This is a genomic window from Limnohabitans planktonicus II-D5, assembly GCF_001270065.2.
In the GTDB taxonomy this organism is placed as follows: Bacteria; Pseudomonadota; Gammaproteobacteria; order Burkholderiales; family Burkholderiaceae_C; genus Limnohabitans_A; species Limnohabitans_A planktonicus.
The window spans coordinates 147,860-167,198 of sequence record NZ_LFYT02000005.1 but is presented as its reverse complement, the minus strand read 5'-3'; the positions used below and the strand labels follow the sequence as shown (position 1 = coordinate 167,198).

17 protein-coding genes are annotated in these 19,339 nt (G+C 61.7%); 9 read left to right on the top strand and 8 right to left on the bottom strand.

Annotation, left to right across the window (positions count from 1 at the left end; all coding sequences use genetic code 11):
- The first annotated feature begins 374 nt into the window (after nucleotides 1-374).
- Together H663_RS26485 and H663_RS26480 are read left to right on the top strand one after the other, a co-directional pair.
- Nucleotides 375-1,328: a 3-hydroxyacyl-CoA dehydrogenase family protein gene (locus H663_RS26485; protein ID WP_053170124.1), complete on the top strand. Its 954-nt coding sequence runs from the start codon at nucleotides 375-377 to the stop codon at nucleotides 1,326-1,328.
- A 32-nt stretch (nucleotides 1,329-1,360) separates the two neighbouring features.
- Nucleotides 1,361-2,188 (top strand): beta-keto acid cleavage family enzyme, encoded by an 828-nt coding sequence (locus H663_RS26480; protein ID WP_053170122.1) that lies wholly within the window; start codon nucleotides 1,361-1,363, stop codon nucleotides 2,186-2,188.
- A gap of 171 nt (nucleotides 2,189-2,359) precedes the next feature.
- On the opposite strand, the gene H663_RS26475 is transcribed toward H663_RS26480, so the two are convergent.
- Nucleotides 2,360-2,872, bottom strand: coding sequence for a cupin domain-containing protein (locus H663_RS26475; protein ID WP_053170121.1), 513 nt, complete (start codon nucleotides 2,870-2,872; stop codon nucleotides 2,360-2,362).
- A gap of 65 nt (nucleotides 2,873-2,937) precedes the next feature.
- The gene (locus H663_RS26470; protein ID WP_053170119.1) at nucleotides 2,938-4,146 is read right to left on the bottom strand and encodes a D-amino acid dehydrogenase; all 1,209 of its coding nucleotides are present in this window, start codon (nucleotides 4,144-4,146) and stop codon (nucleotides 2,938-2,940) included.
- A gap of 172 nt (nucleotides 4,147-4,318) precedes the next feature.
- Here H663_RS26470 and H663_RS26465 point away from each other — a divergent pair, with 172 nt between their 5' ends.
- From H663_RS26465 to H663_RS26445, 5 genes are all read left to right on the top strand, one after another.
- The gene (locus H663_RS26465) at nucleotides 4,319-5,272 is read left to right on the top strand and encodes a TAXI family TRAP transporter solute-binding subunit (RefSeq protein ID WP_053170116.1); all 954 of its coding nucleotides are present in this window, start codon (nucleotides 4,319-4,321) and stop codon (nucleotides 5,270-5,272) included.
- Between the two features lie 158 nt (nucleotides 5,273-5,430).
- Nucleotides 5,431-7,632, top strand: a complete 2,202-nt coding sequence (locus H663_RS26460) for a TRAP transporter permease (protein ID WP_053170114.1) — start codon at nucleotides 5,431-5,433, stop codon at nucleotides 7,630-7,632.
- Between the two features lie 135 nt (nucleotides 7,633-7,767).
- Entirely contained in the window at nucleotides 7,768-8,355 is a 588-nt protein-coding gene (locus H663_RS26455) for a restriction endonuclease (protein ID WP_053170112.1), read from the top strand.
- Between the two features lie 49 nt (nucleotides 8,356-8,404).
- On the top strand, nucleotides 8,405-8,773 hold the full coding sequence (locus tag H663_RS26450; protein ID WP_053170110.1) for a glutaredoxin domain-containing protein: 369 nt from the start codon (nucleotides 8,405-8,407) through the stop codon (nucleotides 8,771-8,773).
- 5 nt (nucleotides 8,774-8,778) lie between these two features.
- Nucleotides 8,779-9,138: a hypothetical protein gene (locus H663_RS26445; protein WP_053170108.1), complete on the top strand. Its 360-nt coding sequence runs from the start codon at nucleotides 8,779-8,781 to the stop codon at nucleotides 9,136-9,138.
- A 16-nt stretch (nucleotides 9,139-9,154) separates the two neighbouring features.
- Here the strand turns inward: H663_RS26445 and H663_RS26440 are convergent, their stop codons facing one another.
- From H663_RS26440 to H663_RS26415, 6 genes are all read right to left on the bottom strand, one after another.
- Nucleotides 9,155-10,324 carry an NAD(P)/FAD-dependent oxidoreductase gene (locus tag H663_RS26440; RefSeq protein WP_053170106.1) on the bottom strand — a complete coding sequence of 390 codons (1,170 nt, stop codon included), beginning with the start codon at nucleotides 10,322-10,324 and terminating at the stop codon, nucleotides 9,155-9,157.
- Nucleotides 10,321-11,244, bottom strand: a complete 924-nt coding sequence (locus H663_RS26435; RefSeq protein ID WP_053170104.1) for an ornithine cyclodeaminase family protein — start codon at nucleotides 11,242-11,244, stop codon at nucleotides 10,321-10,323. The genes H663_RS26440 and H663_RS26435 overlap by 4 nt, the downstream gene beginning before the upstream one ends.
- Before the next feature lie 304 nt (nucleotides 11,245-11,548).
- The gene (locus tag H663_RS26430) at nucleotides 11,549-12,610 is read right to left on the bottom strand and encodes a cyclase family protein (protein ID WP_053170103.1); all 1,062 of its coding nucleotides are present in this window, start codon (nucleotides 12,608-12,610) and stop codon (nucleotides 11,549-11,551) included.
- Between the two features lie 486 nt (nucleotides 12,611-13,096).
- Complete coding sequence (locus H663_RS26425; protein ID WP_053170101.1) at nucleotides 13,097-13,987, bottom strand: DMT family transporter; 891 nt, start codon at nucleotides 13,985-13,987, stop codon at nucleotides 13,097-13,099.
- A 24-nt stretch (nucleotides 13,988-14,011) separates the two neighbouring features.
- A complete protein-coding gene (locus tag H663_RS26420) occupies nucleotides 14,012-14,779 on the bottom strand; it encodes an SDR family oxidoreductase (RefSeq protein WP_053170099.1) in 768 nt (255 codons plus the stop codon).
- Nucleotides 14,780-15,093: 314 nt separating this feature from the next.
- On the bottom strand, nucleotides 15,094-15,729 hold the full coding sequence (locus H663_RS26415; RefSeq protein ID WP_053170097.1) for a flavin reductase family protein: 636 nt from the start codon (nucleotides 15,727-15,729) through the stop codon (nucleotides 15,094-15,096).
- Between the two features lie 154 nt (nucleotides 15,730-15,883).
- Here H663_RS26415 and H663_RS26410 point away from each other — a divergent pair, with 154 nt between their 5' ends.
- Both H663_RS26410 and H663_RS42170 read left to right on the top strand, forming a co-directional pair.
- Nucleotides 15,884-16,555 (top strand): nitroreductase, encoded by a 672-nt coding sequence (locus tag H663_RS26410; RefSeq protein ID WP_053170094.1) that lies wholly within the window; start codon nucleotides 15,884-15,886, stop codon nucleotides 16,553-16,555.
- Nucleotides 16,556-16,720: 165 nt separating this feature from the next.
- Nucleotides 16,721-19,039 (top strand): acyl-CoA dehydrogenase family protein, encoded by a 2,319-nt coding sequence (locus tag H663_RS42170; protein ID WP_083451062.1) that lies wholly within the window; start codon nucleotides 16,721-16,723, stop codon nucleotides 19,037-19,039.
- The last annotated feature ends 300 nt before the right edge of the window (nucleotides 19,040-19,339 follow it).

Below are 19,339 nucleotides of genomic sequence, written 5' to 3'. Positions count from 1 at the left end.
ACCTACGAGTGCAGCTGTTTTGTAGGTCGGTGGTCAAAGACCCCGACGTTTGCGCGCAAAGCTCCAGCGCAGATGACGGGCGATGGTGGTGTTTCGGGCAGTTGTCGGACTCTGCGAGTACCGACCTACGAGGGCAGCTGTTTTGTAGGTCGGTGGTCGAAGACCCCGACGTTTGCGCGCAAAGCTCCAGTGCACATGACAGGCGATGGTGGTGCTTTGGGCAGTTGTCGGGCTCTGCGAGTACCGACCTGCGGGGTGAAGGTGCAAATAATTCAAGCTTCAGCGTGCTGGTTCAGCAGGTGAAAGAAACGGCTGGACGAAAGCCCTGGCGCTTTCTAGACTCAGCGCACCTTGACTCACAGCGACCCCGATTCATGATTGCTTCACATCCCTCTCAAGCGCGCACCGTGGTGGTGGGCGGCGGCACCATGGGCATGGACGTGGCCATCGTGCTGGCCCGTGGCGGCAGCCAGGTCACTGTGGTCGAGCCCGACGCCGCCAAGCGCCAGGCCCTGGCTGCGCATGTGCGCCACAACCTGGAGCCGCTGGGCATGGCCCACCGCACCGAGCGCGTGCAGGCCGTGGCCGACCTGGCCGATGTGGCCTGGCCGAACGTGAGCGTGTTGATCGAGTGCATTCCGGAAAAATTGCCCCTCAAGCAGGCCTTGTTTGCGCAACTGGCGCAGCTGGCCGACCCCGGTACCTTGCTGTGCAGCAACAGCTCCAGCTTCCCGATCAGCGCCATTGCCCAAGGCCTGCCCACGGCAGAGCGCATGTTGGGTCTGCACTTTTTCATGCCCGCGCATCTGGTGCCGCTGGTGGAGGTGGTGCTTGGCCCCCAATCCAATGTTCAAGAAGCTGAGCAACTGTGTGACTTCATGCGCGGGTGCGCCAGCGTGCCGGTGTTGGTGCGCAAAGACAAGCCCGGCTTTTTGGCCAACCGCATGCAGCATGCCTTGGCGCGTGAGGCCTTTGCCCTGATCGACGAAGGCGTGGCCACGCCCGAAGACGTGGACGCAGCGGTGCGCTTTGGTTTTGGCTTCCGTTTTCTGGCTGCAGGCCCGGTCATGCAGCGTGACCATGCGGGCCTGGAGGTGCACACCGCCGCCGCTGCCAGCATGTACCCCAGCCTGGCCGTGAACGCAGAGCCTGCCCGCGTGCTGCAAGAGCGCGTGGCCCGGGGTGATTTGGGCATGAAGACCGGGCAGGGCTTTTTCAGATGGACACCCGAAACGCAAAAGGCCGAGCGCGAGCGCTACGACCGCTTGCTGCGCCAAGGGCTGGATTTGCTGGCGTCTGAATTGCCGCCCCTCAATCCTCTCGATTGATTCCTTCTCGACTGATTTTCAAAAGGCACCCCATGGCTGTTTTTCCCCATCCCTTGTTGATCACCGTCGCGCCCAACGGCGCCTACAAGCAGCGGCCTGACCACCCGTCTTTGCCCATCACGTCGTCTGAGCTGGGCCAGACCGCCAAGCTGTGCCTCGATGCGGGCGCAGCCATGATGCACATGCACATCCGCGATGCTGAGGGGCGTCACAGCCTGGATGTGCAGGGCTACCGGGACGCACAGCAAGCGGTCAAGGCAGCCGTGGGTGATGAAATGATCATCCAGGTCACCAGCGAAGCGGCGCGTGTGTACAAAGCGCCCGAGCAAATCGCCATGGTCACGGCGCTCAAGCCTGAGGCCGTGTCGGTGGGCCTGCGCGAAGTGGACCAGCCCGAGATCGGTGAAGCCGGTTTGGCGCAGTTCTTTGGCTGGCTGGCCCAAGAGCGCGTGATGACCCAGATCATCCTGTACGACGTGGCCGACTTGCAGCGCTGGCAAGCCTTGCGTGCACAGGGCGTGATCCCCGATGCGCCCTGGTCGCTCTTGTTTGTGCTGGGCCGTTATTCGGTGGGTCAAACCTCCGTTCCCCAAGATCTGCTGCCCTTTGTCAGGGCCCACACCGGCAACGAGCCGTGGTCCATGTGCGCTTTTGGCGCGGGCGAACACGCCTGCGCCACCACGGCCGCTGCACTGGGCGGGCATGTGCGCGTGGGTTTTGAAAACAACCTCTTGCTCAACAACGGGCAAGTGGCCCCAGACAACGCCGCGCTGGTGTGCCAGGTGGCCGACTCGGCCCGCATGCTGGGGCGCAGCCTTTACACCGCGCAGCGGGCGCGTGAAGCTTTTTTTGACGCATGAAATTTTTTGACGCCACAGTGGATGCCATCCAAAAACCATGATCGAGAGCTTGACGCGTGGTTCGCTGCAAAGCGATGCGTTTGGCCCCTTTTTGAAAATTCGGACTCGGCGCAGGCTTTCGGGGTGTGAACAAGACCCGACGGGGGCGTGTTTCAGCTGGGGCAGCCGCTTTTAAACGCCGCCTTGCGGGTGTGTGGGGTCAATCCAAAGCACGGTTTCGGGCTTTTCAGCAGGTTCAATGTCCATGTTGACCGCCACTGCCTGGCCGTCACTGCGGCACAGCACGCATTCCAGCGTTTCGTCTGCGCTGGCATTGATTTCCTGGTGCGGCACATAGGGCGGTACGTAAATGAAATCGCCAGGCCCGGCTTCGGCGGTGAATTCCAGCGCATTGCCCCAGCGCATGCGGGCGCGACCTTTGACCACGTAGATGACGCTTTCCAAAGGCCCATGGTGGTGTGCCCCGGTTTTCGCATTGGGGTGGATGTGCACCGTCCCAGCCCACAGCTTTTGCGCGCCCACGCGGGCAAAGTTGATGGCGGCTTTGCGGTCCATGCCCGGAGTGGAAGGCACATTGCCGTCCAGTTGGTCACCAGGCACCACGCGCACGCCGTCGTGCTTCCAGTCGGTGTGGCTTGGCACGGCAGAGGATGGTTGAGCATGTGGATCGTGGGCTTGTGACATGAAAAGTGCCTTTATCAAAACGTGGATTTCACTGTAGCACGGCCATTTGTTGACGGGCCGAATGTTCAGCCAAGGGCATCGGCCAGCTGAACCGCTGAACCGAAAGCCAGCGTGAAACCCAAAGCGCCTTGCCCAGCATTGATGAACAAATTGCGCGGGCCGCCTTGATGCCCAATGATGGGCAGCCCTGTGGGTGTGGCCGGGCGCATGCCGGCCCAGGGCTGGATGTCGGTGTAGCGCGAGCAATCCGGAAATAGGGCTTGAGTAGCCTGCTGAAGAGTTTGAATTCGACGGCTCTGGACGCTGGCGTCCTGCCCTACCAACTCGACCATGCCAGCAGCGCGCAGCCGTTGCCCCAGCCGCGCAAAAACAATCTTGCGGGCGCTGTCGGTGATGTTCACTTTGGGGGCCAGGCCGGTGCCATCGGTGGCCACGGTGATGCTGTAGCCCTTAAGCGGATAAACCGGCAAACGCACACCCAATGGGGCTGCCAGAGCAGGTGCCGTGTGACCTGTGCACAGCACAAAAGCATCCGCTGATACCTCTTCGCCTGGGTCCAGTTGGACGGCCGCCAGCCGATCGCCCTTTGGGACCCATTGCCTGAAGGCCTGCCCCCAGCGCAAAGCCGCACCTCTTGCTGTGAGAATTTGCGCCAATGCCTCGCAGACTTGTTTGCAATCGGCTGCACATTCGCTGTCGGTGTAAATGGCGCCTGAAAAATCGTTTTGCTGATGTGCCAAGGCGGGCTCTATGGCGCAGGCCTCAGATGCCGACACAGCCAACTGCGCTTGCCCTCCCAATTGCTTTTGCAGCAGCATCTGCTGGCGAGCGGCCGCAAAAGTGGCTTCGTTGCGAAACAACACCAGCTTGCCGGAGGCGGAGAAGTCACAGTGCATGTTTTCACGCTCGCGCATGGCATCAAACACCTGTCGGCTTTGTGCGGCCAAGGTCAACAGCTCAGCGGTGGTTTTTGGCGATTGTTCGGTGTTGCAAGCTTGCAAGAACTGCCACACCCAAACCCATTGCCGGGTGTCCCATTGGGGCTTGATCTTGAGTGCAGATGAAGGTGAAAACAGCAATTTGGGCAGTTGTGCCCAGATGCTGGGGTCGGCCAAAGGCTGCACATACGAGTAGCTCAGCTGGGCCCCATTGCCGCCGCTGGCGCCAGCGGCCGGTGCTGCGCGGTCGATCACGGTGACCTGATGACCTCGTTGGGTCAATTCGTAAGCGGTGCTCAGGCCGATGATGCCAGCGCCCAATACGCAAACATGCATGGCGTTCCTTTGTGCAGTCAAAGGCGCACTTTGAACAAATTGATGCCATCTTGTCATTAGGGGCATCGATATCAGCGTCTACCCTGAGCCTGGCCGCGTTGAGTGGCCAATCAGGCACATGTTGTGCTACACAGTAGTGTCTGGTTTTATCAACTCTTCAACGAGGAATCACATGAAGCGTCGCCATCTGTTTTGGGTCTTGAGTTTGGCTGCAGCCATGGCTGCCCCCGTGCATGCACAGCAATTCTTCCGCATCGGCACCGGTGGTACCGCAGGCACTTATTACCCGGTGGGCGGCATGATCGCCAACGCCGTCAGCCAGCCGGGCAAGATCGTGGCCACAGCGCAGGCCACCAACGGTTCCGTGGCCAACGTCAACGGCGTGGCCGGAGGCGCTTTGGAGTCGGGCTTCTCGCAGTCGGACGTGGCCACCTGGGCTTACACCGGCACCGGCGTTTATGAGGGCAAGCCCAAGGTCACCGACCTGCGCATGATCGCCAACCTGTACCCCGAGAGCATCCATTTGGTGGTCAAAAAGGGTTCGGGCATCAAGTCGGTGTCTGACCTCAAGGGCAAGCGCGTGGCGCTGGACGAGCCAGGTTCTGGCACCTTGGTCAATGCCCGCATTGTGCTGGCCGCTTATGGCGTGAAGGAAAGCGACATCAAGCCCGAGTACATCAAGCCCAACCAAGCCGGTGACAAGCTCAAAGACGGCGCACTCGATGCCTTCTTCTTTGTGGGCGGTGCGCCCGCTGGCGCGATTGCAGAATTGGCATCGAGTGGCACCGGCATCGAGTTGGTGCCTTTGGCCGGCCCACAGGCCGATGCTTTGCGCAAGACCAACCCTTATCTGGCTGTGGACACGATCGCTGCAGGCACTTACAAGGACGTGCCCGCCGTGCAGACCATGGCCATGGGCGCCCAGTGGGTGACCAGCGCCAAGGCCGACGCCGAAACTGTGTACCAGATCACCAAGGCGCTGTATGGCAAAGCCGCTCAGGACACCTTGGCTGCAGGCCACGCCAAAGGCAAGTTCATCACCAAAGAGAACGCGGTCAAGGGTGTGGGCATTCCTTTCCACCCCGGTGCCGAGCGTTTCTACAAGGAAGCTGGCCTGCTCAAGTGATGCGGGGTGCTTCAGGCCCAGTGTGTCGTTCACATGGGCCTGATCGCCAGCCATTGTTGCAGGCGCCCAGTCGTGGGTGATGATGTTTGAACAGGGCGCCACGGCGCCCTGTGTGTTGTGAACAAGGCCCTACGTGCCTTGTGTTGTGAAGGACAGGTATGGCCGAAGCCCTCGAGCGCAATGTGCGCAATTTGCAGGAACTCGAAGAAAAGTTCGACCCCGAAATGCGCTTTAGGCCCACGCTGCCGCCCGCCACGGTGATCGTGAAATGGCTGCTCATCATCTTGTCGGGTTTCCATTTCTACACAGCCGGTTTTGGCCTGCTGCGCGAGACCACCCACCGGGGTGTGCACCTAGCCTTTGTGTTGGGGCTGATTTTTTTGGTGTTTGCGGCGACCAAGTCAGACGCCAGCAGCACCGTGTCCAAAAGCCGCCTGAGCATTGGCGGTGTGCCACTGATCGACTGGTTGCTGGGCCTGGCCTGTGCGGCCAGCGTGATGTACATCCCTTACGTGTTTGACGACCTGGCCTTTCGGGTAGGCAACCCGGACACGATGGACGTGGTCATGGGCTCGGTCCTGTTTGTCACCTTGCTCGAGGCCACCCGCCGCTCCATGGGCTGGCCCTTGCCTTTGATCGCGCTGGGCTTCACGGCCTATGCCCTGACCGGGCCGTATTTCCCGGGCTTGCTCAAGCACGCGGGTGCGAGCTGGAGCCAAATGATCAACCACCAGTACCTGACCAGTCAGGGCATTTACGGCGTGGCGGTGGGCGTGGTGGCCACTTATGTTTTTCACTTTGTGCTGTTTGGTGTGTTGGCCACGCGCATTGGTTTGGGGCAGTTGTTTCTGGACATCGCCTCCACCGTGGCCGGGCGTTACGCCGGTGGTCCGGCCAAGGTCAGTGTGTTTGGCTCGGCCATGTTCGGCACGCTCAGCGGGTCATCGGTGGCCAATGCGGTCACGGTGGGCTCGCTCACCATCCCGGCCATGATCCGGGTGGGTTACAAGCGCGAGTTTGCGGGCGCGGTTGAAGCTGCGTCATCGACCGGTGGGCAGATCACGCCGCCCGTGTTGGGCGCGGCGGCATTTTTGATGGTCGAGTTTTTGAACGTGTCCTACCAGACCATCATCGCGGCGGCCATTGTGCCGGCCTTCATGCACTTTTTTGGCGTGTTCATGCAGGTGCACTTCGAGGCCAAGCGTTACGGCTTGCGCGGCCTGACCGAAGAAGAAATGCCCAAGCTGCGCGAGTCCTTCCGTCAGCGCTGGCCCACCTTGATTCCATTGGCTTTGCTGATCGCCATTTTGGTGTCGGGCCGCACGCCTTATTTGGCGGCGTTCACCGGCATTACGTCTTGCATGATCGTGGGCTTGAGCACCACGGTGTGGGGCAACCGCAGCACCAACTGGCTCATGCTGGTGGTGCTGCATGTCTTGCTGGCGCTGGTGGCGTTTGTGGACTGGGGCAGCGACGGCGAGACCATCAAGCTGGGCTTTTTGGCCTTGGGCGTGGCCCTGATTTGGGCCGGGCAAAAGTGGTTGGGCCTGGTGGGGCGCATTGACAATGCCGTGCTGCTGGAAGCCTTTGAAACCGGGGCCAAATACGCGCTGGCGGTGGGCGCTGCGGCGGCCACGGTGGGCATTGTGATTGGTGTGGTCACGCTCACGGGCGTGGGCTTCAAGATCAGCTTCATCATCACCGGCTGGGCGCAGATGATCTCGGCTTTCTTGATGGACTGGTTGCCCGCCTTCATGGCCGACAGCAAGTCCTTGACCCTGCTGGCGGCGCTGTTCATGACGGGCATCGTCTGCATCTTGATGGGCTGCGGCATCCCGACCACGGCCAACTACATCATCATGGTCACGGTGGCCGCACCCACCTTGGTGCAGCTGGGCGTAGAGCCTTTGGTGGCCCACTTCTTTGTGTTTTATTACGGTGTGCTGGCCGACATCACGCCGCCGGTGGCGCTGGCCGCTTATGCGGCGGCGGGCATGGCCGGTGGTGACCCGTTCAAGACCGGCAACATGGCCTTCCGCCTGGGGTTGGCCAAGGTGCTGGTGCCCTTTGTGTTCGTGTTCTCGCCTTCCTTGCTGCTGGTGGCCAAGGGCTTCACCTGGGCCGACTTTGCCATCACCTTCACCGGTTGTGTGCTGGGCATCGTGGCGCTGGCTGCGGCGCTCAGTGGTTACCTGATGACGGTGATGAACCGTTGGGAACGCACACTGTGCACCATCGGCGCCTTGTGCCTGATTGCGCCGGGCCTGAAAATCAGTTTGCTGGGTGTGGCCTTGATGCTGCCTGTGCTGATCCACCAATGGACGATGAGCCCCTCTCGTAAGGGCGCAACGCTTGCATGACTGAAAAAACAGGGGGCTTTTCAGCGCTTTGTTGGGTTTGGTTGTTTGAGCCACTACACTGGCGGGCCTTGGCGGCAGCCCCGCCGGTTATCGCCGCGGCTTGCCCTTTGACCCGTTGACCTTCTTTGTTTGCCCATGAAATTCAAAATGTCCGAAAAGTCGCTGTTTGCGACTTTGTTACGCGCCCCGTGGTGGGTGAGCTTTTTGGTGATGTTCGGTGTGGCCTTGGTGGCCGGGGCTTTGCTGCCTGAGGCCTACAAAATAGCGGGCATGCTGGGTGCCTTTCCGTTCTTTGTGATTGGTGTCATAGCGGCTTGGCGACAAAAAAACGCCCTATCTGCCAGCCGTATCGAAGTACTGGTTGAGCAGGCCCGAGGCATGGGTTGGCGTGATTTTTCGGTGTTGGTCGAAGAAGCGCTCAGGCAGCAGGGCTTTGTGGTGACCCGATTGAACGAGGGACCAGCCGATTTCCAGATCGAAAAGAATGGCCGCGTCACCTTGGTCGGTGCCAAACGCTGGAAAGCGGCCACCGTGGGTGCCGAACATTTGCGCGAACTGCTGGCCGTGCGTGAAAGCCGGGATGCTTTTTCATGCACCTGCATGAGCCTGGGCGTCTTCAGTCAGGCGGCCATTGATTTGGCCAACGACAGCCCCATGCAGTTGCTGGGACCTGCCAACATCGCGCAACTCATGCACGATGGGGCCAATGCCCTCCGAGCCTGAAAACTGGCAAATTTTTCGACCCCTATTTTTCGGCCCCCCAAGGACTCCCATGACCAGACCTCTTTTGACCGAATCGGCCATCCATCCGGCCATTCGCCAACGCATTGCCGAGCACCACTTGCCCGTGATCCAACAGGTGCAAAACGCCATCGCCCAGCATGCTGTGGTGGTGGTCGGTTTGTCCGGCAACCCGTTTGTGGGCAAGGCCCGCAAGGCGCTGGCCGCAGCGGGGGTGGCGCACGAGTACATCGAGTTCGGCAGTTATTTTTCAAAGTGGCGTTTGCGCAATGTCCTGAAGATGTGGACCGGATGGCCCACTTTCCCGATGGTCTTTGTGCGCGGCACGCTGGTCGGTGGGTCCGATGACCTGCGCCGCCTGATCGACAGCGGCGAGCTCCAGACCTTGCTCAAAGCCTGAAGCCCATGGCGTCCAGCGCAAAACCCGAGTTCTGGCGCACCGAGGTGGGCGATGCGGTGGCCGTGCTCAACATTCCCGGCGCATTGAAGCGGCCACGCACGTTCGACATCGATGTGAGCCTTTTGGTGCGCGTGCCCGAAGACCATGCCGAGGCTTGGCACGCGTTGACGTTGGAGATCGACGGCAAGCAGCAGTGGCACAGGCGCATTGCCAGCAGCTGCCCGGGTCAGACCGATGGGCTTGATTACCACTGCCGCGTGGTGCTCGAAGCCGGTCCGGCCTTGCGCATCCGCGCTGTGGCGGGCACGCGTGGTGCGGTGGTGCAGCGCTTGCAGATTGAAGCGCGTGAAGACTTGCAGGACTGAGCGATCACCTGCAAGGCTAGCCAATCACTTGCAGTTCAAGCAGCGGCCTGTTGTTCAGCAGGCGCTCAAAGCCCAGTTCATCGACGGCAATGGTGGTGGACTTTCCCTGCAGCATCCACTCGGCCAAGGCCAAACCGGCTCCGGCCGCATGCTGCATGCCGTGCCCTGAAAACCCGTTGATGAAATACAGGTTTTTAAGCTCCGGATGCGGTCCGATCACGGCGTTGTGATCGAAGGTGTTCATCTCGTAATATCCCGCCCAGGCCCGCTCCACCCGCAAAGCCGCCAGTGCCGGAATGCGGTGCGCCAGAGACGCCCATTGTTCGTCGTTCCATTCGGCCCAATCGGGCTCCAGCGGCAGGCCAGGTTCGGTGTGCATGGGCTCTGCGCCGCTGATCAAAAAGCGGCCCTCCGGGCGCAGCCACCAGCCGCTCGGGTCAATCAGCAAAGGGCATTGGGCCAATGGCTCGGGGCACGACAATACAAACACCGTGCGCCGCGCCGCCTCGATGGGCAGCTGTACCCCCGCCATGGCTGCCACCTCACCGGCCCAAGGTCCTGCCGCATTGACCACTTGGCCGCAGGGCAAGGTACTGCCACTGGCCAAACGCACGCCCGTGATTTGCGTCGCTGTGTGGTCCAGGCCCACCACTCGGTCGTGCAGGCGCTGCACGCCTTGCGCCATGGCTTTTTTCAAAAACGCTTGGTGCAGGGCAGGGCCGTCAAACCATCCCTCGCCGCTCAGGCCCAAGCTGCCCAGCGCCACATCGTCCACATTCAGCCACGGAAAGCGCTGGCGCAGGGCCTCGGGGCCCAGCAAAGCCACATCGGCCCCGGCGTGTTTTTGGATCTGGTGCGCTGTTTGCAGCGCGGCCGTTTGTTCGTGCTGGGCCAGGTACAAATAGCCGGGCTCCTGCAAGCCCAGCGCCACGGGGTGATCGGGCAGGCTAAGGTGCTGCTCGGCCTCGCGCAAAAATGCGATGCCGTATTGGCTCAGGCGTATGTTGACCGGGCAGGTGAACTGCAGGCGGATCGAGCTGGCCGACAGCGATGACGAGGCTTTTTCGTAACGCGTGTCCGATTCGACCAGCGTGACTTTTAAGCCAGGCTGCAAGCGGGTCAACCAATAGGCCGTGGCCGCGCCCATCACGCCGCTGCCCACGATCACCACATCGGCGCGGCTCATGGGCGAGCGCCTTCGGCCAAAGCAGCGCGGTACACCAGGCGTGCTGCCACCGTGTCTTCCACCGCCTGACCCAGCGATTTGAAAATGATGGTGGTGCCTAAAGGTGGCGCAGCCACGCGACCGCACAACACTTCGCCAATCTCTGCGGCGACGTGCGCACCCGAGAGCATCACATCGCCCGATTCTTTTTCGGCCGCTTCGCGCTGGTCGGCCACCACCCAATGTTGCATGGCCGCATCGTCCAGCTCGCGCCAAGTGGGGCGGGGCGCACCCACTGCCGCCACAAAGGCACCGGGCTTGAGCCAAGCGCCTTGCAGCACCGGCTCGCTGGCGTTGGTCACGGTGCACACGATGTCAGCGCCGCGCACGGCCTCTTCGGCGCTCGCGCAGGCCACGCCGCCAATGTCGTGTGCGCACTGCTGCGCGTTGGCGGCGTTGGGGCTCCACACCCGAATTTCGGACACCTCGCGCACGGCCCGCAGCATTTGCGCGTGGCTGCGGGCCAGCACGCCGCTGCCCAGCATGGCCAGCACTTGCGGTGTGCGTGGCACCAGCGCATCGGCCGCCACAGCAGAGGCCGCTGCTGTGCGCATGGCGGTGATGGTGTTGCCCTCCATCACGGCCAGCGTCTGGCCCGTGGCGGGGTCCATCAGCACGATGGTGCTCAGCAGCGTGGGCAAGCCCTTTTGCGCATTGCCCGGCACCAGCGTGATGAGCTTGGTGCTCAAGGCATCGCCCAGCTGAGCGGGTTTTAAAAACAGCAGGCCATCGTGAGAGGCCTCGCCAATGGGCATGACCATGCGCAGCGGCTGCACCACCTGGCCCAGCGTCAAGGCCACCAAGGCTTCGCGCATCCCTTGCAGCAGCTCGGGCACGCTCAGCAGTTGCTGCACGCGGGCTTCGTCAAAATAGTGAACCATGGCTTGTCTCCGGGGATGGCTTATGCAAGGCCAATTCAAGCATGCCCAACCGATCCGGGCAGTCACCTGCAAGATTGCTGATGGATTCGGCCCTGTGAAGTTTTCAATGCTCAAAGATGTTGCAGCTCGGCGGTCGAAGGCCCCGACAGGGGGGCTGCGGCGAAACCCATCATGTCGGACTCTGCGAGTGGCGACCTGCGAGATGATATTCCTCGCCCATTTCAAACTTCAGCGTGCCGGATCAACAGCGCAAACCCAGATTGATGACGTTCAGTGACCAAGGCCCATCACGCCGGGGGGGTGATCACACGGTGGCAATGGGTGTGGCCGGTGAGCCAATGGCCCCGGGCAGGCGCAGCGGCGGCGCAGTCAGCAAAAAGCGGTGGCGGCTGTGCTCGCGCAGCCAGTTGGCCAAGGGGGTCAGGTGCCAGATCTCGCCCAAGTGCACGCCCAGTTTGAACAGGCAATGCTCGTGCAAGGGCAAAGCCGCGCAGCTGCCGGGCCGGGGCGAGGCGGGCAAGCCTTCGACCGCGTAGTTGTCAGCGATCAGCGCCACCAGGCCCGAATCGGTGATCCACTGCAGCAGCCGCTCGTCGCGTCCCTCCAGTACGGCGCACGAATTTTCCACCGCATGCGGGTCGGGCTGTTTGTTCATCTCCAGCAGCATCTGCGCAAATCCGGTGTGCAGGCACACCATGTCGCCGGGCTCCACCACCACGCTGTCCTTGCGCATGATGTCCATCAGCAGGTCGTAACCCACCCGCACCCGCTCACGGCCCAGATGGGCATGCAGGTCGATCATCACGGCGCGGCCTTGCACGCAGCGCTCGGACATCTTCTCGATGCCCAAGGCCTTGGCGGCCGATGTCGATTCGCGGGCGATCTCCGGAAAACCAAAAATACCAGCCCCTGCGCCACTGCTGGGCCCCACCACATCGGTGCCTGCGCGAAAGCCGTTGTAATACACCGGCTCGGGCACGCCGTCGCCATTGGCGTCGAACATCGAGCCCACATGCGCCAGGCTGTCCCACTGGGTGCTGTACTGCAAGTGCATGATGACCAGGTCGTCGCACACCACATCGGTGCAAGCCGGGTCGTCGCACCACAGTTGGTAATTCATGTTGGGCTTGTCGCCGCGCAAGGTGGGGCGCAGCACCGGCGGTTGTCTGCGGGGGTTGAGCACGTTGCCCCCTGGGAAGTCCAGCGGCAGGCTCAGGTTGAAGGTCTGCCCCGTGCGCACCTCCTGCATGCCTTGCAGCACTTTGTCGGGCGTCAACAGGTTCATGCGACCGCACTGGTCATCGGGCCCGAAGTCGCCCCAGTTGGAGCCTGGGGGGCGGTGTTTCCAGCGGGGGGATGAAGACATGCAGTACTCCTGTGATGAACGGACCAAGCGCAACATGCGTGCCTCGCATCTTGTGCGCTGGTCGGCGGGCTTTGTGTCACCGATCTGACTGCGAGTCGCAGGCCAGTCCGCAATCGCGATCTCGTCCGGTGAAGCCGTGAAAAGCCAGAGTGCTGCAGGTCGGTACTCGAAGAGTCCGACGCTGGCATGCTCACCCATACACCTCATTCAGGCCTTGCCGGTGCGCGCACATCCGTCGGGGTCTTCGACCGCCGACCTACAACACACATTCCCTCATCGGTCATCTTCGACCGCCGACAACAGACATGCCCTCGTAGGTCGGTACTCGAAGAGTCCGACGCTGGCATGCTCATCCATACACCTCATTCAGGCCTTGCCGGTGTGCGCACATCCGTCGGGGTCTTCGACCGCCGACCTATAAGGGTACAGCGCAAAAAAGTATGGCGATGCGAATCCATCACCCGGGTGAATCCGACGCTGAGTGTGTCAATCGGGGTGGGTGCCCTGAAACTCGCGCCACAGCAAATACAGGCCGCTGCCCACCACCACCAAGGCGCCCAGCACCACGGCCAGGTCGGGCACCTGGCCAAAGACCAGCCAGCCCAGCACGGTCATGTAAAGGATCTGTTGGTACAAAAACGGCCCCAGCACCGCAGCCGAGGCATAGCGGTGCGCCACAGCCACAAAGTAGTGGCCAATGCCGCCGCACAAACCGGCCAAGGCCATCACGAACCACTCCAGCAACGTGGCCGGTTGTTGCCATTGCCACAGCGCCACGGGCGTCAGCGCCAAAGTGGCCACCACCGCCGAGGTCATTTGCGTGGTGGCCGGGTTTTCGCTGCTGGCCAGGTAGCGCGTCATCATGTTGAAGAGTGCATACAAAATGGCATTGAGGGCCGAGAGCAAGATGGCCGGGTGAAAGCCCTGGCTGCCAGGGCGGATGATGACCAGCACGCCCGCAAAGCCCACCGCAATCGCCAGCCAGCGTTTGGCATCCAGCCGCTCGCCCAGCCACCAGGCCGAGAGCAAGGCAATCAAAATCGGCACGGAAAACTGCATGGCCCCGGTCTCGGCCAACTGCAAATACTGCAAGGCCCAGAAATTGAGCGCGGTCATGGACGCCAGCATCAAGCCGCGCAGCAGCTGCAAACGCGGGTGCCGCCAGCGCAGCAAATCGCCTTTGACCGATGGTGCAAACACCGCGATGGAAAACAGCGAATGCGTGAGAAAGCGCATCCATACCACCTGCATCACGGGCAGGGTGAGCACCAGCCACTTGGCCGATGCGTCGAGCACCGCAAACATCAAGGTGGTGACCGTCACCAGCGCAATGCCGATGCGGCGGTGCCGGGCGCTGTCGCTGAAAAGCTGGCTCATGGGCTGGGTGAGATGCCGCCGGGCTCAGCGCTTGGGCGGGGTCTCTAGCCCGCCTGTGTAAAAGCGGTTGAAGGTGGGGGAAATGATCAGTTCGTTGATGCAGGTGCGAGCGGGCATCTGCGCCACAAACAAAATGGCCTGACCCATGTCTTCGGCCTGCACCATCAATTCGCGCTGCTCGGCTGACGGCGGTACGGGCCGCTTGTCCAAAATGGGTGTGGCCACTTCGCCGGGCAAGAGCGAGGTGGCGCGGATGCCGTGCGTGCACTCTTCCATGTTGATGGACTCGGTCAAGGCCAACACGGCGCGTTTGGTGGCGTTGTAAGCCGGACCCGTAAGCTTGGACGCATACAGCCCCGCCCACGAGGACACGTTGATGATCAAGCCGCTTTGCTGCTGGCGCATGGCGGGCAGGACCGCATGCACACAGTAAAACAAGCCCGACAGGTTGATGGCCACCACATCGTCCCAAGCCTCGGGCGTGACCACGTCGAAATTGCGCTGAGTGGCATTGGTGCCCGCACTGGTCACCAGGATGTCGATCTGCCCATGTTTGTCCAGAATCTGTTGCACGGCCGCCTTGACAGCGTGCTTGTCGGCCACGTCCAGCAGCAGGTCCTCGGCACTGCCCAGGGCCTGCAGCGCCGCCAAAGCGCTGGCATTGGTGGCTGCGTTGCGGCCCGAAATCACCACATGCGCTCCGGCTTGGGCCAAGGCCATGGCACCTGCCAGCCCGATGCCGCTGCCCCCGCCTGTGATCCATGCAACTTGTCCTGTGAGTGGTGCGGTCATGCTTTTGTCCTGAGCTGGGTGTTGGGGCCAACAGTCGACTGTTGATTCAGTCCTGTGAAGTTTTCAATGCTCAAAGATGTTGTAGGTTGGCGGTCGAAGACCCCGACATGGGCCTGTACTGAACCCATCATGTCGGACTCTTCGAGTGCCGACCTACAAGATGACATGTCTCACACATTTCAAACTTCAGCGTGCCGGATCAATAAGGGCGATGGCGTGTGGCCGATGGCTAAATTTAATCAGCCTCTGAAGCCTGGCCTGCGCCTCAGGTGACACCCGTTGGCGCTGCCCGTGCCCCGGGAGGGTGCAAGGCCTCACTTGGGCAAGTCGCGGCCACCGCTTTCGGGGCGGTGCATTTTGAACAGCTGCTCCGGCCCGATGGTGAAGTAATCCGCTGCGCCGCCCCCGCGCAAAATGTGCCCGGCATTGGCGGTGTCGTACACCCCGTCCTTGAGCAAGCGCTGGTCAATGTGGATGCCCACCACCTGGCCAAACACCATCCAGGTGTCGACTTTCTGGCCTTGCAGGTCTTGCAACTGCAAAATTTGCGTACAACGGCACTCGAAGCTCACCGGGCTTTGCGCCACACGCGGCACACCCACCACCTTCGATGCCTCGGGTGTCAGGCCTGCCAGATCAAACTCGCTCACCTCGGGCGGCACCGCCTCACAGGTCTGGTTCATCACCTCGGCCAGCTCGCGTGTCACAAGGTTCCAGACAAACTCGCCCGTCGCCTCGATGTTGTTCAGCGAATCCTTGCGCCCGATGCTTGAAAACCCAATCACGGGTGGCACGTAATTGAAGGCGTTGAAAAAGCTGTAGGGGGCCAAATTCAACACACCGCTGGCGCTTTGGCTGGACACCCAGCCTATGGGGCGGGGGCCAACGATCGAATTGAACGGGTCGTGCTTGAGGCGGTGGCCCAGGTGAGGTTCATAAAAATGCATCATGGCCACACTGTAAAGCGCCCCAGCTGGCGGGCACAGTCATGCGCAAGACAAGCATGTCTTGCTGAAAACGTTTTAATGCAGCCATGTCTGAGTCTTCGTTGCTCAGATCAAAGCCTCAGGCGAGCCGCCTGTTCAAACGTATCGAGACAAGTCCATGGAATTTTCAGAACTCATCAAGGCCCGTAAAAGTATTCGCGGCTACCAACAAAAACCAGTCCCCCGCGAGGTCATCGAAGAGATCCTCTCGGTGGCCAAATGGTCGCCCTCGTCGATGAACACACAGCCTTGGCATGTACATGTCGTCACGGGCGAGCCGCTGGACCGCATTCGCCGGGGCAATACCGACAACATGGTCAAGGGCGTGCCTCCTAAGCGCGACTTCCCGATGAAAGAGGCCTATGAGGGCATCCACCGCAAGCGCCAGGTGGACATCGCGATTCAGTTGTTTGACGCCATGGGCATCGCCCGCGATGACAAAGAGCGGCGCACCGATTGGGTGATGCGCGGTTTCCGCCAGTTCGATGCGCCTGTGTCGCTGGTGCTGACCTATGACAAATACCTTGAACCTGCCGCAATCAGCCAGTTTGATTTGGGGGCTTTGTCGCACGCCATCGTGCTGGCCGCCTGGGAGCGGGGCCTGGGCACGGTGATCAACGGGCAGGGCATCATGCAGTCTTCCGTGGTGCGCGAGCACGCGGGCATTCCGGATGACCAGAACATCATGATCTGCATCGCTTTGGGCTACCCGGATGAATCCTTTGTGGCCAACAGCGTGAAGTCGGTGCGCGAGGATGAAGCCAACTTTGTGCGCTATGTGGGTTTTTGACCGGTCGTCCCGGCATGGCGCATTTCCCTGAAGGCGCTTGCCCTGCAAGCGAAAAGTCAGCGTCCACATGCGCTGCATCGCCAGCAGGGCTGGCTCCTGCAAAAACCATGGCCTCGCGAAAAGCCTTTCCTTGTGATTATTTTTTCTTTTTGAGCTAAGACCACCATGACCGATTCATTGACGAACGACGAACTGGCTTTTCGTGATGAAGTGCGCGCCTTTTTGGCCGCTGAGCTGACCGATGAGATCCGCTTGGGCGGGCATCGCACCTCGGGCATTTTTGCGGACTACGAGGTAGGCATTCCGTGGCAACGCATTTTGGCCAAGCGCGGCTGGGCGGCGCCGCACTGGCCAGTCGAGTGGGGCGGTTGCGCCTGGACGCCAAGGCAGCACGACATCTTTGCCAGCGAGATGGCAGCGGCCGATGCCCCCAAGGTCTCACCTCTGGGCCTGGTGATGGCCGCGCCCGTGCTGGTGGCGTTTGGCACACAGGCCCAAAAAGAGCGCTGGCTGCCCGACTTGCGCAATGGCGTGAGTTACTGGTGTCAGGGTTACAGCGAACCGGGCTCGGGCTCCGACCTGGCATCTTTGCAATGCCGGGCCCGCCGCGAGGGCAACGAGTGGGTGATCAATGGCTCCAAAATCTGGACCACCCACGCCCACCGCGCCACGCACATGTTTTGCCTGGTGCGCACCGACAGCAGCGGCAAGCCGCAGCAAGGCATCAGCTTTTTGATGTTTGAGCTGAACAAGCCGGGCATTCAAATCCGGCCGATCATCAGCATCTCGGGCGACCACGAGTTCAACCAGGTCTTTTTTGACGAGGCCCGCGTACCCGCTGACGCGCTGATCGGCGAAGAAAACCAGGGCTGGACGATAGCCAAATTTTTGCTGGAGCACGAGCGGGGCGGCTCGTCTGCGCCGTTCTTGCGGGGCCGTTTGGCCCGCTTGCGCGAGTCCTTGCAAGAAGCCTTTGCGCAAGGCGCGCCGTGCTCCGAACACGAAGACATCGCCTTGACCTTGGCCAATGCGCAGTGTCGCATTGACGCCTTGCACGCTTGGGAACAGCAGGTGCTGACCGCGCGCATCGGTGGCGGCACGCAGCCTTGCTGGTTGCCCGCTGCACCCTCCATGGGCAAGGTGCTGGCGACCGAGCTCAAGCAGCACCTGACCGAGCTGGGTTTGGACATTGCAGGCGTCTATGGCGCCAGCAGCCTGACCATCGAGGAGGCATCTGCCCACGCTTTGCCTGTGCCCGAGGAGTCGGTGTTTGCGACCCGGGCTTACTTGAATGACCGCGCAGCCTCGATTTATGGCGGCACCAACGAAGTGCAGCGCAATCTGATTGCCCGCCACCTTTTGGGTGCCGAGGTGGTGGAGCCTGTGGTGCCTACCGACGAAACGCAGGCCATGTTGCTGGCCAGTCTGCAAGGCTGGCTGCAAGACAAGCTGCCCTTCGACAAACGCGCACAGATGATTGCAAGTCCAGAAGCGATTGCACCGCTGTGGCAAGGCTTGAGCCGTGAATTGGGCCTCTTGGGTGCGGCGCTGCCCGAACACTTGGGTGGCATGGGCGGTGGTTTGTCCGAACAAATGCTGATCTGCCAAGCCTTGGGCGCGGCCTTGGTGGCCGAGCCTTACAGCAGCTCTGCCGTTTTAGGGGCGACCTTGCTGCAAGCGCTGGGCGACCCGGCAGCCGATACTTTGCTGCAAGGCCTGGCCGATGGCCAAGTGCGATTGGCTGTGGCGGCGCTGGAGCCTGCAGGGCGCACTGACTTTAGCCAGGTGCAGACCCGATTGCACAACTCGAACGGCCCCTTCCTCATCAGCGGGCGCAAAGCCCTGGTGCGCGGCGCAACCGGAGCCACGCACTGGCTGGTGAGTGCGCGAGACGAGGCGGGCCAGCTGCGCATCTGCCTGATCGATCCTGCAGCCAGCGGTGTTCAGCGGCGCGATGTGCGGCTGATCGACGGCGCCTGGGCGGCTGAGTTGGCCTTTGACCAAACGCCCGTGCAGGCTCTTATCGGCCAAGGCGATGCGCTGGCCGCGCTCTCGCAAGCGTGGGACGCGGCCACGCTGGCCGCAGGCGCCGAGGCCGTGGGCGTGATGCAGTCCATGATGCGCGACACGCTGAACTACACCAGCCAGCGCAAGCAGTTCGGCCAGCCCTTGGCGGCATTTCAGGCCCTGCAGCACCGCATGGCCGACATGTACATGGCGCTCGTGCAAGCCGCGGCGGCGGTGGGCGCTTGTGCCAATGTGCTGGTCGACAGCCCTGAGCGCCGCGCCGAGCGGGTCTCATCGACCCATGTGACGGTGCTGCGTGCTGCACGTTTGGTGGGGCAGGGCGCGGTGCAGCTGCACGGCGGCATGGGCATGACCGACGAGCTGGCGATAGGCCATGGATTCAAGCGGCTCACAGTCCTTGAGCAGCAGTTTGGCGGAGTGACGTTGCATCTGCGGCGGGTGTTTGGCGTGGATTGACGCCCTCAAGCCGCAAGAGGCCGAAGTCACCGACCCATGCATGTCGTAGGTCGGCACTCGCAGAGTCCGACATTGGCCGGATGAAGCTCATCGCTTGAATCGGCATGAACGCCTAACCCAACAGCGTCGGGGTCTTCGACCACCGACCTACGGATACCGCGTTCGCTGTAGGTCGGCACTCGAAGAGTCCGACATTCGCCTGATGAAGCTCATCGCATGCATCGGCATGAACGCCTAACCCAACAGCGTCGGGGTCTTCGACCACCGACCTACGGATACCGCGTTCGCTGTAGGTCGGCA